At 71.0% G+C, this 13,899-nt stretch carries 13 protein-coding genes; 9 read left to right on the top strand and 4 right to left on the bottom strand.

Going from position 1 to position 13,899, the window contains the following annotated elements:
• Positions 1-9: 9 nt before the first annotated feature.
• The 5 genes from AB0I54_RS28080 (at position 10) to AB0I54_RS28100 (ending at position 5,204) form a co-directional block, all read left to right on the top strand.
• Positions 10-1,098 (top strand): energy-coupling factor transporter transmembrane component T, encoded by a 1,089-nt coding sequence (locus tag AB0I54_RS28080; protein WP_363298976.1) that lies wholly within the window; start codon positions 10-12, stop codon positions 1,096-1,098.
• Positions 1,095-2,795: an ATP-binding cassette domain-containing protein gene (locus AB0I54_RS28085; RefSeq protein ID WP_363298926.1), complete on the top strand. Its 1,701-nt coding sequence runs from the start codon at positions 1,095-1,097 to the stop codon at positions 2,793-2,795. Before AB0I54_RS28080 ends, AB0I54_RS28085 begins: the two co-directional genes overlap by 4 nt.
• Positions 2,792-3,610: an ECF transporter S component gene (locus AB0I54_RS28090; RefSeq protein WP_363298927.1), complete on the top strand. Its 819-nt coding sequence runs from the start codon at positions 2,792-2,794 to the stop codon at positions 3,608-3,610. Before AB0I54_RS28085 ends, AB0I54_RS28090 begins: the two co-directional genes overlap by 4 nt.
• A 353-nt stretch (positions 3,611-3,963) precedes the next feature.
• A complete protein-coding gene (locus tag AB0I54_RS28095) occupies positions 3,964-4,380 on the top strand; it encodes a transglycosylase SLT domain-containing protein (RefSeq protein ID WP_363298928.1) in 417 nt (138 codons plus the stop codon).
• Positions 4,381-4,514: 134 nt separating this feature from the next.
• Positions 4,515-5,204, top strand: coding sequence for a YoaK family protein (locus AB0I54_RS28100; RefSeq protein WP_363298929.1), 690 nt, complete (start codon positions 4,515-4,517; stop codon positions 5,202-5,204).
• A gap of 99 nt (positions 5,205-5,303) precedes the next feature.
• Here the strand turns inward: AB0I54_RS28100 and AB0I54_RS28105 are convergent, their stop codons facing one another.
• A complete protein-coding gene (locus AB0I54_RS28105) occupies positions 5,304-6,542 on the bottom strand; it encodes a cytochrome P450 (protein ID WP_363298930.1) in 1,239 nt (412 codons plus the stop codon).
• A 268-nt stretch (positions 6,543-6,810) separates the two neighbouring features.
• Here AB0I54_RS28105 and AB0I54_RS28110 point away from each other — a divergent pair, with 268 nt between their 5' ends.
• Positions 6,811-7,980, top strand: a complete 1,170-nt coding sequence (locus tag AB0I54_RS28110) for a steroid 3-ketoacyl-CoA thiolase (RefSeq protein ID WP_363298931.1) — start codon at positions 6,811-6,813, stop codon at positions 7,978-7,980.
• On the opposite strand, the gene AB0I54_RS28115 is transcribed toward AB0I54_RS28110, so the two are convergent.
• Positions 7,964-8,230: a DUF397 domain-containing protein gene (locus tag AB0I54_RS28115; RefSeq protein WP_363298932.1), complete on the bottom strand. Its 267-nt coding sequence runs from the start codon at positions 8,228-8,230 to the stop codon at positions 7,964-7,966. The genes AB0I54_RS28110 and AB0I54_RS28115 overlap by 17 nt on opposite strands.
• Positions 8,202-9,038, bottom strand: coding sequence for a helix-turn-helix transcriptional regulator (locus tag AB0I54_RS28120; RefSeq protein WP_363298934.1), 837 nt, complete (start codon positions 9,036-9,038; stop codon positions 8,202-8,204). Before AB0I54_RS28120 ends, AB0I54_RS28115 begins: the two co-directional genes overlap by 29 nt.
• A 117-nt stretch (positions 9,039-9,155) precedes the next feature.
• Between AB0I54_RS28120 and AB0I54_RS28125 the strand changes: the two genes are divergently transcribed.
• The gene (locus tag AB0I54_RS28125) at positions 9,156-9,521 is read left to right on the top strand and encodes an ATP-binding protein (protein WP_363298977.1); all 366 of its coding nucleotides are present in this window, start codon (positions 9,156-9,158) and stop codon (positions 9,519-9,521) included.
• 40 nt (positions 9,522-9,561) lie between these two features.
• Here AB0I54_RS28125 and AB0I54_RS28130 read toward each other — a convergent pair whose 3' ends face one another.
• Positions 9,562-11,601, bottom strand: coding sequence for a bifunctional glycosyltransferase 87/phosphatase PAP2 family protein (locus AB0I54_RS28130; protein ID WP_363298935.1), 2,040 nt, complete (start codon positions 11,599-11,601; stop codon positions 9,562-9,564).
• 401 nt (positions 11,602-12,002) lie between these two features.
• Between AB0I54_RS28130 and AB0I54_RS28135 the strand changes: the two genes are divergently transcribed.
• Together AB0I54_RS28135 and AB0I54_RS28140 are read left to right on the top strand one after the other, a co-directional pair.
• Positions 12,003-13,091 carry a DUF2330 domain-containing protein gene (locus AB0I54_RS28135; protein ID WP_363298978.1) on the top strand — a complete coding sequence of 363 codons (1,089 nt, stop codon included), beginning with the start codon at positions 12,003-12,005 and terminating at the stop codon, positions 13,089-13,091.
• A 107-nt stretch (positions 13,092-13,198) separates the two neighbouring features.
• A complete protein-coding gene (locus AB0I54_RS28140; protein WP_363298936.1) occupies positions 13,199-13,873 on the top strand; it encodes an O-methyltransferase in 675 nt (224 codons plus the stop codon).
• Positions 13,874-13,899: the final 26 nt, after the last annotated feature.

The following is a 13,899-nucleotide window of genomic DNA, read 5'->3' on the forward strand; positions in this document are numbered from 1 at the left end:
CCGGCACCGGTGAGCGTCCCCACCCCCCGCCACCAGCGCCGCGGCACACTGCACCCCGGCGCCTGGTGGCTCTGGTCCCTCGCCCTCGGCACCGCCGCCACCCGCACCACCAACCCCCTCCTCCTCGCGCTCCTCGTCACGGCCTCGGCCTACGTCGTGGCAACGTGCCGAAGCCGAGCGCCGTGGTCCCGCTCCTACACCGCCTTCGCCAAACTCGCCGCAGCCGTCCTCCTCATCCGTCTCGCCTTCGCCCTGCTCCTCGGCTCCCCCATCCCAGGCACGCACGTCCTCGTCACGCTCCCCGAAGTCCCGCTCCCCCACTGGGCGCAGGGCATCCGGCTCGGCGGCGAGGTCACGGCGGAGGCGCTCGTCTTCGCGCTGTACGACGGCCTGAAACTGGCCACGCTGCTGATCTGCGTCGGCGCGGCGAACGCCCTCGCCAACCCGGCCCGCCTGCTGAAGTCCCTGCCCGGCGCGCTGTACGAGATGGGCGTGGCCGTGGTCGTCGCCCTCACGTTCGCCCCGAACCTGGTCGCCGACGTCCAGCGGCTGCGTGCCGCCCGCCGGCTGCGCGGCCGCCCGGACCGTGGCATACGCGGGCTGCTGCAGGTCGGACTCCCGGTCCTGGAGGGCGCGTTGGAGCGCTCGGTCGCGCTGGCCGCCGCGATGGACGCCCGCGGCTACGGCCGCAGTGCCGACGTCCCCGCCCCGGTCCGCCGTACGACCACCGCGCTCACCCTCGGCGGTCTGCTGGGCGTCTGCGCGGGAACGTACGGACTGCTGACCGCCGAGGGCGGCACATACGGACTGCCGGTCCTGCTCGCCGGAGTCGCCGCCGCCCTCGCGGGCCTGCGCCTCGGTGGCCGCCGCACCCTGCGCACCCGCTACCGCCCCGACCCCTGGGACCTGCGCGCCTGGCTGGTCGCCGGTTCCGGTGCCGCGGTCGCCGCGCTGCTCGCCCTGGCGTCCGCGAGCGATCCCGAGGCCCTGCACCCGGGTGTCGTACCGCTCACCGCGCCCGCCCTTCCCCTGTGGCCCGCGGCGGCCATGCTGCTCGCCCTGCTCTCCGCCTTCATCGTCCCCAAGGAGCCGTCGTGATCCGCTTCGAGGATGTCTCCGTGACGTACGAGGGGGCGGCCGAACCCGTCGTCCAGGGCCTGGACTTCGAGGTCCCCGAGGGTGAACTCGTGCTGCTCGTCGGTCCGTCCGGTGTCGGGAAGTCCACCGTGCTCGGCGCGGTCAGCGGGCTCGTCCCGCACTTCACCGGCGGCACCCTGCGCGGCCGTGTCACGGTCGCCGGACGGGACACCCGTACGCACAAGCCGCGCGAACTCGCCGACGTCGTCGGCACGGTGGGCCAGGATCCGCTCGCGCACTTCGTGACGGACACGGTCGAGGACGAACTCGCCTACGGGATGGAGTCGTTGGGCCTCGCGCCGGAGGTGATGCGGCGCCGGGTCGAGGAGACCCTCGATCTGCTGGGCCTCGCCGACCTGCGCGACCGGCCCATCGCCACCCTCTCCGGCGGCCAGCGCCAGCGCGTCGCCATCGGCTCCGTGCTCACCCCGCACCCCAGGGTGCTGGTCCTCGACGAACCGACCTCGGCGCTCGACCCGGCGGCCGCGGAGGAGGTGCTGGCCGTGCTCCAGCGTCTCGTCCATGACCTCGGTACGACCGTCCTGATGGCCGAACACCGGCTGGAGCGGGTGATCCAGTACGCCGACCGGGTGGCCCTGCTGCCCGCCCCGGGCGCCGCGCCGGTCCTGGGCAGCCCGGCCGAGGTGATGGCCGTCTCCCCGGTGTATCCGCCGGTGGTGGACCTGGGCCTGCTGGCGGGCTGGTCCCCGCTGCCGCTGACCGTGCGGGACGCGCGCCGCCGGGCCGGGGAGCTGCGGGAACGGCTCGTCGGGCGCGAGGCGCCGCACACGACAGAGACAGAGACAAAGACAGCAACAGCGACAGCGGCGGCCGCGAACGTGCCCGCGCCCCGTGTCCCCGCTCCCCGCCGGTTCCTGCGCCGGCGCGCCCCCGAGGTCGCGTCCTCGCAGGTCGCCGAGGTCGGCTCGCTCGCCGTCCGGCGCGGTCGCGTCGACGCGCTGCGGCAGGTGGACCTCTGCGTCGCTCCCGGCGAGACGGTCGCCCTCATGGGACGCAACGGCGCCGGGAAGTCCACACTGCTGAGCGCGCTCGTCGGGCTCGTCGAACCGTCGGCCGGATCGGTCCGGGTGGGTGGCGCCGTCCCCCATCGCACCGCTCCCCCCGAGCTGGTCCGCCGCGTCGGCCTGGTGCCGCAGGAGCCCCGCGATCTGCTGTACGCGGACACGGTCGCCGCCGAGTGCGCGGCCGCCGACCGGGACGCGCAGGCCGAGCCGGGCACGTGCCGTGCGCTGGTCTCCGGTCTGCTGCCCGGCATCGGTGACGACACGCACCCGCGCGATCTCTCCGAGGGCCAGCGGCTCGCGCTCGCCCTGGCCGTCGTACTCACCGCCCGCCCTCCGCTGCTCCTGCTGGACGAGCCGACCCGCGGTCTGGACTACGCGGCGAAGGCGCGCCTGGTCACCGTGTTGCGCGGGCTCGCCGCCGAGGGGCATGCGATCGTGCTGGCCACGCACGACGTCGAGCTGGCGGCCGAGATCGCCCACCGGGTCGTCCTGCTCGCCGAGGGGGAGGTCATCGCCGACGGCCCCACGGCCGACATCGTGGTCTCGTCCCCGTCCTTCGCGCCCCAGGTCACCAAGATCCTGGCGCCGCAGCAATGGCTCACAGCCGCCCAGGTGCGGGAGGCACTGGCATGACCCCGCAGGCCCGGCCGATCCGCCTCGGCCCCCGCTCCACCACCGCCCTCGCCCTGGTCGGCGCGGTCGGGGTCGTCGCCTTCGGGTGGCCGTTCCTCGCGCCGCCCACCTCGCGGCTCAGCGCCCATGCCCAGGACGCGCCCTGGCTCTTCGCCGGTCTGCTGGTCCTGCTCGTCGCGGTCGTGGCCGCGACGCTGTCCGAGTCGGGACTCGGGGCGAAGGCCGTCGCCATGCTGGGGGTGCTGGCGGCGACCGGTGCGGCGCTGCGGCCGATCGGCGCGGGCACCGCCGGGATCGAGCCCATGTTCTTTCTGATGGTGCTCAGCGGACGGGTCCTCGGCCCGGGCTTCGGCTTCGTCCTGGGCTCGGTCACCATGTTCGCGTCGGCGCTGCTCACGGGCGGGGTGGGCCCCTGGATGCCGTTCCAGATGCTCGCCATGGGGTGGTTCACCATGGGCGCCGGGCTGCTCCCGGGGCCGGACCGGCTGCGCGGCCGCGGCGAGCTCGCGCTGCTCTCCCTCTACGGCTTCCTCGCCGCCTTCGCCTACGGCACGGCCATGAATCTCGCGGGCTGGCCCTTCATGGGTGCCCTCGCCTCGGGCATCGCCTTCGACCCGCACGCCGCGGTCCCCGCGAACCTGGCCCGTTTCGTCGCGTACTGCCTGGCCACATCCCTCGGCTGGGACCTGGGCAGGGCGGTCTGCACGGTCGTACTGACCCTGACGCTCGGCCCGGCACTCCTGAGGGCACTGCGCCGGGCCACCCGCCGGGCCGCCTTCGAGACCGCGGTCACATTCGACCCGCCGGCCCGGTGACCCCTGTGTGAGGGCGTGTGCGCGGACCGTCGGCGGGGCGGTGAAGCACCCCACATGACGCAGGTCACCTACGATGCTCGACCGTAGGATGACTTGTCCGATTTGCCCGACAGCGCACCCCATCCGACCTGCACATTGAGACCCACGCCACACAAGCGACCATTCCCCCCGATGCGGCCACAACTAGTAAAAGGGGTCATTGCGGACGCGATTCGGCCCTGCTTCTCTGGACGACGTCGCAAGGCGCCACGAACCCCCCGGGGGTCGCGGCGCCGACGTACGGCCCGACCGCGCACCACACGGTGACGGTGGCGGCCTACGGCGGCTCCTTGTCCCCGACGAAGAGGTTTTCCGTGTCCGTCTCTTTCATCCGCCGCATCGCTTCCCCGAAGAAGGCTCTCACCGCTGCCGCTCTGGCCGCCGCCACGACCGGCATGGTGCTGACCTCGGCTCCCGCCCAGGCCGCCACCACTGCCTCGCCTTCCGACGCCCAGGCGATCGCGCACAAGATGATTCCGGACGCCGCGCAGTACAACGCGTTCAGCAAGATCGTCGAGCATGAGAGCGGCTGGAACGTCTCCGCGACCAACGCCTCCTCCGGCGCGTACGGCCTGGTCCAGGCCCTGCCCGGCTCGAAGATGTCCTCCGCGGGCGCCGACTGGAAGACCAACCCGGCCACCCAGATCAAGTGGGGCCTGGACTACATGAACTCCCGCTACGGCAGCCCGGTCGACGCCTGGAACTTCTGGCAGGCCAACAGCTGGTACTGAGCCACCCCCTCATTCGGCATCCGCGTCCGCACCCTCGCCCTGTACCGGGCGGGGGTGCGCGCGCATGTGCGGGCGTGGGTCCCGTGGTGGACTGGCCGGGCAGCACCCTGCCCGTCCGGCCGACCGGAGGACCCATGACGACGGAGGCACCGGACGCGCGGACGCCCGACCCGGAGGCGCGCGGAGTGCGTCTGCTCCCGGTGCTGCTGGTGCTGACGGTGGTGAGCGGCCTGATCGACGCGGTGAGCTTTCTCGGTCTCGGGCACGTCTTCACCGCCAACATGACCGGCAACGTGGTGGTCCTCGGCTTCGCCGCGGCCGGTGCGCCGGCCTTCTCGGTGGCGCACACGGTGACCTCGCTGGGCTGCTTCCTGGCGGGCGCGACGGTGGGCGGGCGGCTCACGCTGTGGTCCGGCGGATCGCAGCGAACGCGCACGCGGATCACGCTCGCCGTGGAGGCGGCGCTGGTGGGCGTGGCGGCCGCGGCCGCGTTCGTCATGCCGGACCGCAGCGGCACCGCGTACACGCTCATCGCCCTCACCGCCTTCGCGATGGGCCTGCGCAACGCGACCGTACGCAAGCTGGGCGTGCCCGACCTGACGACCACGGTCCTGACCATGACCCTCACCGGCCTGGTCGCCGAGTCCCCGCTCGGCAGCAACACCGAGCGCCGGGCCGTACGCCGCATCGCCGCCGTGATCGCCATGGTCGCGGGCGCCGCACTGGGCGCCTGGCTGGTGCTCCACCACCACCTGTGGATCGCCCTGCTCATCGCGGCACTGGTGTCGGGGGTCCTGGCGGTGGTGGCTTCCGGGAGGGAGTGATCGCGGGGGAGGCAGGGGCCGGGGCGTAGGGAAAGGGGTGCACCTGCCTCCCTCGGGACGGGCCGGCGGCGCCGGGAGCCGTCGGCCCGAGTTCAGGGGTCAGTCCGCGGTGACCTGGAGTTCCTTGACGCCGTTGATCCACGCGGAGCGCAGGCGGCGGGGGTCTCCAGCCAGGCGGAGACCCGGCATGGCGTCGGCTATCGCGTTGAAGATCAAGTCGATTTCCAGGACGGCCAGGGACTTGCCCAGGCAGTAGTGCGGGCCGCCTCCACCGAAGCCGAGGTGGGGGTTGGGATCACGGGTGATGTCGAAGGCGTCGGGGTCGGCGAAGACCTCGGGGTCGTGGTTGGCGGAGGCGTAGAAGAGGCCGACGCGGTCGCCCTTGCGGATCAGCTTGCCGCCCAGCTCCGTGTCCTGAGCGGCCGTGCGCTGGAAGGAGTTGACCGGGGTTCCCCAGCGGACGATCTCCTCGGCGGTGGTCGACGGGCGCTCGCGCTTGTAGAGCTCCCACTGCTCGGGGTGGGTGAGGAAGGCGTGCATGCCGTGGGTGGTGGCGTTGCGGGTGGTCTCGTTGCCCGCGACCGCCAGCATCAGCACGAAGAAGCCGAACTCGTCCGAGTTGAGGTTGCCCTCGTCCTCGGCCGCCACCAGCGTCGAGACGATGTCATGGGCCGGGCACTGCTTGCGCTCGGCGGCCATGTTCATCGCGTAGGCGATGATCTCGGTGGCCGACTCCGCGCCGACCTCCTCGGTGATCGCGTACTCGGGATCGTCGTACGAGATCATCTTGTTGGACCAGTCGAAGATCTTGGCCCGGTCCTCCTGCGGCACGCCGATCAGCTCGGCGATGGCCTGGAGCGGCAGTTCGCAGGCGACCTGGGTGACGAAATCGAAGGGCCCGGACTGGGCGAGGGCGCCCTGGACTATCGCATGGGCGCGGGAGCGCAGGCGCTCCTCCAGGGCCCGGATGGCCCGTGGCGTGAAGCCGCGCTGCACGATCTGGCGGACCCTGGTGTGCTCGGGCGGGTCCATGTTGAGCAGGATCAGCCGCTGCGCGTCGATCGCGTCGCGCTCGATGTGCTCACCGAAGCGGATGATCGCGGTGTTGAGGTAGGAGGAGAAGATCTCCGGGTGCGTGGAGACGTACTTGACGTCCGCGTGCCGGGTCACGGCCCAGTAGCCGTCGTCCGCGAACCCGGCCAGGCCGTGCGGCTGCGGGATCCAGCGGACCGGTTCCGCCCGGCGCAGCTCGGCGAACTCCGGGAAGGGCACGCGGTGGTGCAGCAGGTCGGGGTCGGTGAAGTCGAACCCGTCGGGCAGCGCGGGGCAGGAGGGCATCGGCGACTCCCGTCATTCTGACGGTCCATCAGGAATTGAGGGTTGCCGCGAAGGTAGTAACGGGTTCTACAAGTCGCAAGACATCCGGCGCACCCAATTGCGTGCAGGAGTCGTGCAGATCGCAACTTCGGAGGGTGCACGACCCTTGCGGCGACGGACGCTCTGTCAGCAGACTTCAAGCAGAACTAGAACGCGTACTAGTTCTGCGTGGCGGGCCGGGCCGGGACGCCCCTGCGCCGCGCGGGTTGACCGAGGAAGGACCTCCCCCATGGCCGCGGAACCCGTGATCGTCGAAGCCGTACGCACCCCCATCGGCAAGCGCGGCGGCGCGCTCGCCAACCTCCATCCCGCCTACCTCCTGGGCGAGACCTACCGTGAACTCCTCGGCCGCACCGGCATCCCCGCCGACTGCGTCGAGCAGATCGTCGGCGGCACGGTGACCCATGCCGGCGAGCAGTCCATGAACCCCGCCCGTACGGCCTGGCTGACCATGGGGCTGCCGTACGAGACCGCCGCGACGACCGTCGACTGCCAGTGCGGGTCCTCGCAGCAGGCCTCGCACATGGTCGCCAACATGGTCGCGGGTGGAGTCATCGACGTCGGGATCAGCTGCGGTGTCGAGGCGATGTCCCGGGTGCCACTCGGCTCCGGCTCCAAGCACGGGCCGGGCAAGCCGTTCCCCGACGAGTGGAACGTCGACCTCCCCAACCAGTTCGAGGCGGCCGAGCGCATCGCCCGGCACCGGGGCCTCACCCGCGAGAACGTCGACTCCCTCGGCCTCCTCTCGCAGGAGCGGGCGGCCGTCGCCTGGTCCGAGGAGCGCTTCAAGAAGGAGACGTTCGCCGTCCAGGTGCCCACCACGGAAGAGGAACAGCACGCCGGGCAGGGCATGTGGCGGCTCGTCGACAAGGACGAGGGACTCCGGGACACGTCGATGGAGGCGCTGGCCGGGCTGAAGCCGGTCATGCCGACGGCCGTGCATACGGCGGGCAACTCGTCGCAGATCTCCGACGGAGCGGCCGCGATCATGTGGGCGTCCAAGCGGATGGCGCGGGCGCTGAAGCTCCGGCCGAGGGCAAGGATCGTCGCCCAGGCGCTGGTCGGAGCCAACCCGCACTTCCACCTGGACGGCCCGATCGACGCGACGAAGGCCGTGCTGGGCAAGGCCGGGATGTCCCTGAAGGACATCGACCTCGTCGAGATCAACGAGGCCTTCGCCTCCGTGGTGTTGAGCTGGGCCCAGGTCTTCGAGCAGGACCTGACGAAGGTCAACGTCAACGGCGGTGGAATCGCCCTCGGGCACCCGGTCGGGGCGACCGGGGCCCGACTGATCACGACAGCCCTGCACGAACTGGAGCGCCGGGACAAGGAGTTCGCGCTCATCACGATGTGCGCGGGGGGTGGGCTGGCGACCGGGACGATTATTCAGCGGCTGTAGCGGTCCAGGTCAGGAATGCGGTGAAGGTGGCGGGTGCGAGGGTGAGCACCGGGCCGGTGGGGGTCTTGGAGTCTCTTACGGCTACGGTGGCGCAGGAGGCTTCGGCGATCTCTACGCATTCGCCGCCTTGGTCGCCGCTGTACGACGCCTTACGCCAGGCCAGGGCGCCGATGGGGGCGCATTCGACGCAATCGCCGCCCTGGTCGCTGCTGTAGCTGGACTTACGCCACCGAATCGCGTTGCTCTCCATAGCGGTCCTCCATCACGCGCCGGATCAACTCCGCCGAGTCCCGGAGGGACAGAGCGGCGGCTTGGAGATGATCGTATCGGAGCGAGCAGTCCTTGACGGTGTTCGGATTGGCGGTGGGATGCCCGCTGCCGTAACCCTCCGTATAGACGATGGTCGGGTCACCCGCGAAGCGGTAGACGTTGAACGAGCCTGTAAGTCCCGCGTGCGCCCCGGCCGAGAACGGCAGGATCTGGACGTTGATCCGGGGGTTGCCCTCGAAGGACAACAGGTGGGCCAGTTGGCCGCGCATGGTTTCGGCACCGCCGATTTCCTGGTACAGCGCGGCCTCGCTGAGGACCATCCAGAAGACCGGCGGCTCCTCCTTCTCGAAGATGCGCTGACGGGCAAGCCGTACTGCGGTCCGGTCGTCGAGGTTGGTCTCGTCGATCGTGCCGAGCGTGGCCCTCACGTACTCCCTGTCCTGCAACAGGCCGTGAACCATGCCCATTTGAAAGGTACTGATCTCGGTGGCCCGCGACTCCAACTCCGCCACCTGCTGAAACCACGCCGGAAGTTGGCTGCGCATCACCAACGTGACGAGCCGGGACAGCAACCCGCCCGTCCCCAGCGCCGCATCCGCCCGCTCGCTGAACTCCGGCGTCGGCAGTTTCCGGGCCGTCTCGATCTGGCCGACAAGCGACCCCGTGTAGTTGATGATGTCGCCGAGCTGTTTCTGTGTCAGCCCCGCCGCCTCCCGGTGCCGGCGCAGCTCGAAGCCGTAGTAGTCGAGCGGCGAGGCGCCCGGGTCGAGGACGTTGATGTGGGTCACGCACGGTCCCCTCTCGCGCAACTCGGCCCACGGCGGGACGTTGTATCCATTCCGTAGCCCAGCGTAGTCGCGCGACGTCAGTCTCGTACCGTGAACTACCACTTCCCCCACTACCGCATGAGTCTCACCGTCAGCGACCACTCGGTACGGCACATCCGCCGCATCGTCCGCTCGCTGCTGGACGACTGGGAACTCACGCATCTCACCGACGCCCTGGAGCTGGGCGTGAGCGAGCTGGTCACCAACGTCGTACGGCATGTCCCGGACCGCCGCTGCTCACTGCTGGTGCTGCGGCAGACGGCCGGAGTACGGGTGGAGGTGACCGACTGTCATTCCCAACTGCCGTTGATGCCGAGTGAGTTGGACCCGGAGTCGGAGAGCGGACGCGGACTGGCGCTGCTCGATGTCGTGGTCGGCAAGTGGGGCGTTACTCCGTGGGCCGAGGGTGGCAAGACGGTCTGGTTCGAGTGCGGAGACAAGTGACCGTTGGGGCCACTCGCTTCTTGGCGAGTGGCCCCAACGGTCACGTGCTGCCGACGGGCACTCTGCCTGCCTCTTGGGCGGCTGTCACCGCCTTCACTGTTCGTGCCCTCGGGCCCTGGAACAGGTACGCCAGCCCGAACCCCGCCGCCACTACGACCGCGCCGCCCACCGCGTCCAGTACCCAGTGGTTGCCGGTCGCGACGATCGCCGAGACCGTGAAGAACGGGTGCAGCAGGCCCAGTGCCTTCATCCACCACTTGGGGGCGATGACCGCGATCACGACACCGCACCACAGTGACCAGCCGAAGTGCAGTGAGGGCATCGCCGCGTACTGGTTGGTGAGGGCGGTGAGGGTGCCGTAGTCCGGCTTGGAGAAGTCCTGGACGCCGTGGACCGTGTCGATCATGCCCAGGGTCGGCATCAGGCGCGGCGGGGCCAGCGGGAAGAGCCAGAAGCCGACCAGGGCGAGGAGGGTGGTGAAGCCGAGGGCCGAGCGGGCCCAGCGGTAGTCGACCGGGCGGCGCCAGTAGAGGACGCCCAGGATGGTCAGCGGGACGACGAAGTGGAAGGACTCGTAGTAGAAGTTGAAAAAGTCTCGGAGCCAGTCGACCTTTGCCACCGCGTGGTTGACCGCGTGCTCGATGTCGATGTGCAGGAAACGCTCGATGTCGAGGATGAGGTGGCCGTGGTGCTCGGCCGTCACCCGGCCCTCGGAGTTGCTGCCTCCGGTCGCCGCGAGGCGGACCTGCTGGTAGGCCGCGTAGGTGACGCGGATCAGCAGGAGTTCGAGGAGGAGGTTCGGGCGGGTGAGGACCCGGCGGAGGAAGGGGAGGAGCGGGATGTTCCTGAAGCGGGCCGGGACCTGTGCGGCGTACTCCGTCGGGACCGGCGTCTGGTAGTACGGCGACGTGCGGGACAGGAACGGTACGACGGTGGCGGCGGCCAGGGCCGCGAGCAGCACGATGTTGTCCCGCAGGGGGTACACCACCGACATGTTCGGCAGCATCATCTTGGCCGGGAGCGTGGTGACCAGGACGACGGCGATCGGCCACACGTACCGGTCCGAGGCCCGCTTGCCGACCCGGCCGACGACCGCGAGCAGCACCCACAGCAGCTGGTGCTGCCAGGTGGTGGGCGACACGGCTATCGCGGCGCAGCCGGTGACGGCGACGGCGAGCAGCAGCTGCCCGTCGCGGGCGTAGCGCACCGCCCGGTGCAGGCCGAGGGCGGCGACGCCCGCGCCCAGCAGGAAGAAGAGGCCTATCTCCAGCGGGCCGGACAGGCCGAGGCGGAGCAGGGCGCCGTGCAGGGACTGGTTGGCGAGGGCGTCGGCCTTGCCGCCGAGTCCCGCGCCCGCCATGTGGTGGACCCAGTAGGTGTACGAGTCGTGCGGCATCGCGGCCCAGGCGAGCGCGGTGCCGGTGGCGAAGGTGACACCGGCGGAGGTGGCGGCCCGGCGGCGCTCGGTGAACCACAGCAACGGTGCGAACAGGAGCACGGTCGGCTGGAGCGCGGCCGCCACGCCTATGCACAGACCGCCGGCCCGTTCCCCGCGTACGACGAAGCAGCCGAGCAGCACGAGCAGGACGGGGATGATGCTGGTCTGGCCCAGCCAGAGGGTGTTGCGCACCGGCAGGGACAGCATCAGCAGGCTGATCGCGACCGGTGCGGCGAGCAGTGAGGTGCGGCGGCCGACGGGCTTGGGCAGGGCGCGGGCGGCGATCAGGCCGAGCGCGACGACGAGGAGCAGGCTGCCGAAGGTCCAGGCCCAGCCGAGGGCCTGTTCGGCGGCGCGGGTCAGCGGTTTGAGGACCAGTCCGGCGAAGGGGGTGCCGGTGAACTGCGTCGAGTCGTACAGCGAACCCTTCACGTGCAGAACGCCGTTGGGGCCGACCCAGGTCTCCAGGGCCGTCAGCCGTTCTCCGCTCGGGGTGGTGAGGACGACGGTCAGCTGCCGTATCGCGAGGATCGTGGCTATCGCCCACAGTCCCAGCCGGGCTGCCCTCAGGCGTTGGCCCGCCACCGTGCCCCCGAAGGCATCCGCTGATCGTCCGCCGTGCTCCACGTTCGCGTTCGCCACGCCTCGTCGGCCTCCCGCCCCGTTCGTCCGATGCGTGTCACGCACCGGCTTCCCTTTGCGAACCCTCAGGTTCGCACCACCCCCGGAGTGAGACGCAGGCTACCCCCGCTTCACCTGACGGCCGCCCTCCTTTTGTCCGGATGACGATAGTGCGAGGGGGGTTCGGTTGCTTCCCGCGAACGCGACAAGGATCACATCAAGTTGTCCGAAAAGGGGCGCGACAGCGGGCCCACTTATCTGCGGGACAAGGGGCGGCGTGGCGGGCCGGCGGGGCCCGCTGGAGAGCGGCTGGAACCCGTGAGCCCCGTCCCGCCGTCTGAAGCCCTGTCCAGTGGGAGAGTCGGTCGTGGGGGAAGGCGTCGGGCGTGGGTGAGGGGCTGTGGTGGCGGCGGGGGCTGGCTGTGTTGTCGGCCTTGCTGGGGATTCAGGTCGGGTGGGTCGTCGCCCCGGCCTACGCCTGTGGGTGTGGGGCGATGGTGCCGGAGGCGCAGCGGCAGATCAGTGTTTCCCGTGAGACGTCCGTGCTGCGTTGGGACGGGCGGCAGGAGCAGATCGAGATGCGGCTGACCGTGCAGGGCGACACGGACCGGGCCGCATGGATCATGCCGGTGCCGCACCGGGCGGACGTGGACCTCGGCGACCCGGCGCTCTTCGACCAGTTGGAGGCCGCCACCGCCCCCGTGCACCGCACCCGGTATCACTTCTGGCCCCAGGAGGGGGACTGGCCGCTCGACGGCGCGGGCGACGACAGCGCCGGGGCGCCGCCCGCCGTGGGCGCCGCCCCGCCGCGTGTCGGTGTCGTCGACCGTCAGCGGCTCGGGCCCTTCGATGTCGCCCGGCTCACCGCCACCGATCCCGACGCCCTGGACGGCTGGCTGCGCACCAACGGCTTCACCTTCCCGACCCGGCTGAGCGACGCCCTTCAGCCGTATGTCGACCGGCGCTGGGAGTACGTGGCGGTCAAGCTGGCCCCGGAAGCCGCCGACGCCTCCCTGAACGGCGCCCTCGACCCGATCCACCTGATCTTCGCCGCCGACGAGCCGGTCTATCCGATGCGCCTGTCCCGGCTCGCCCGCACCCCGCAGTCGCTCGGCCTGTACATCCTGGCCGCGCACCGCATGGAGCCGCGCGGCGCGATCGGTGGCGAACCGCCACGGGTCCTCTTCGCCGGGCGTCCTGCCACGACCACGGGCCCGCTCGGCCGCCTCGCCTCGGGCACCCCCTATCTGACCGCCGTGGCCCAGGAGTTCCCGCAGCCCTCCCGTATCTCCGCCGACCACGTGCTGCGCCGGACCGCCTCGGACACGCCGTACCAGCAGGTGATCTACCAGGACCGGCTGCTGAAGGTGGCAGGGATGCCAGTGTGGCTGCTGACGATCGGGGGCTCCCTGGTCCTGGCCGGCGCCGTCGCCGTCTTGATCGCGGTCCGGCATTCGCGGCGGCCCGTCGTACCCCCGCCGCCGGTGCACCCCCCTGCGCCGATCGGCTGACAAGGAACGGGGGCTCCGGAGATTCGCTGACACGGAACCGGTGCGCGACTACCTTCGTTAGGGCAGCTAGTTAGAAACTCTAACTAGACACGAAAGGCAGTAGGTGCATGAGCGGGTCGCAGCTCTGGGACGACGTCGACTTCTACTTCTCCAGCCACCTCGCGCCGGACGACGAGGCGCTCCAGGCGGCGCTGCGCGACAGCGAGGCCGCCGGACTCCCGCACGTCAACGTCACGGCGAACCAGGGCAAGTTTCTCCAGCTGCTTGCCCAGATCCAGGACGCCCACAACATCCTGGAGATCGGCACGCTCGGCGGCTACAGCACGATCTGGCTCGGCCGCGCCCTCCCGGCGGACGGCCGGCTGATCTCCCTGGAGTACAGCCCCAGGCACGCCGAGGTCGCCGTCCGCAACATCGCCCGCGCCGGCCTGGAGAAGGTCGTCGAGGTGCGGGTGGGCGCGGCCCTGGACTCGCTGCCCCAGCTGGCCGACGAGAACCCGGCCCCCTTCGACCTGGTCTTCATCGACGCCGACAAGGTCAACAACGCGAACTACGTGGAGTGGGCGCTGAAGCTCACCCGCGCGGGCAGCCTGATCATCATCGACAACGTGGTGCGCGGCGGCCGGGTGGTCGACGCGGCGAGCTACGACGACCCGGACGTCCGCGGCAACCGCGCGGCCATCGAGCTGATCGGCGCCCACCCCCGGCTCACCGGCACGGCGATCCAGACGGTGGGCAGCAAGGGCCACGACGGGTTCGCACTGGCCCGGGTGCTGGCCTGAGCCGGACTACACCCCCCGGCCGACGG

This window comes from Streptomyces sp. NPDC050625, assembly GCF_040654755.1.
In the GTDB taxonomy this organism is placed as follows: Bacteria; Actinomycetota; Actinomycetes; order Streptomycetales; family Streptomycetaceae; genus Streptomyces.

Excerpts from the sequence above, each read along its gene's own strand:
- AB0I54_RS28125 (WP_363298977.1), top strand. The coding sequence starts at position 9,156 with ATGAGTCTCACCGTCAGCGACCACTCGGTACGGCACATCCGCCGCATC.
- AB0I54_RS28140 (WP_363298936.1), top strand. The coding sequence starts at position 13,199 with ATGAGCGGGTCGCAGCTCTGGGACGACGTCGACTTCTACTTCTCCAGC.
- AB0I54_RS28105 (WP_363298930.1), bottom strand. The coding sequence starts at position 6,542 with ATGCCCTCCTGCCCCGCGCTGCCCGACGGGTTCGACTTCACCGACCCC.
- AB0I54_RS28100 (WP_363298929.1), top strand. The coding sequence starts at position 4,515 with ATGACGACGGAGGCACCGGACGCGCGGACGCCCGACCCGGAGGCGCGC.
- AB0I54_RS28110 (WP_363298931.1), top strand. The coding sequence starts at position 6,811 with ATGGCCGCGGAACCCGTGATCGTCGAAGCCGTACGCACCCCCATCGGC.
- AB0I54_RS28090 (WP_363298927.1), top strand. The coding sequence starts at position 2,792 with ATGACCCCGCAGGCCCGGCCGATCCGCCTCGGCCCCCGCTCCACCACC.
- AB0I54_RS28115 (WP_363298932.1), bottom strand. The coding sequence starts at position 8,230 with ATGGAGAGCAACGCGATTCGGTGGCGTAAGTCCAGCTACAGCAGCGAC.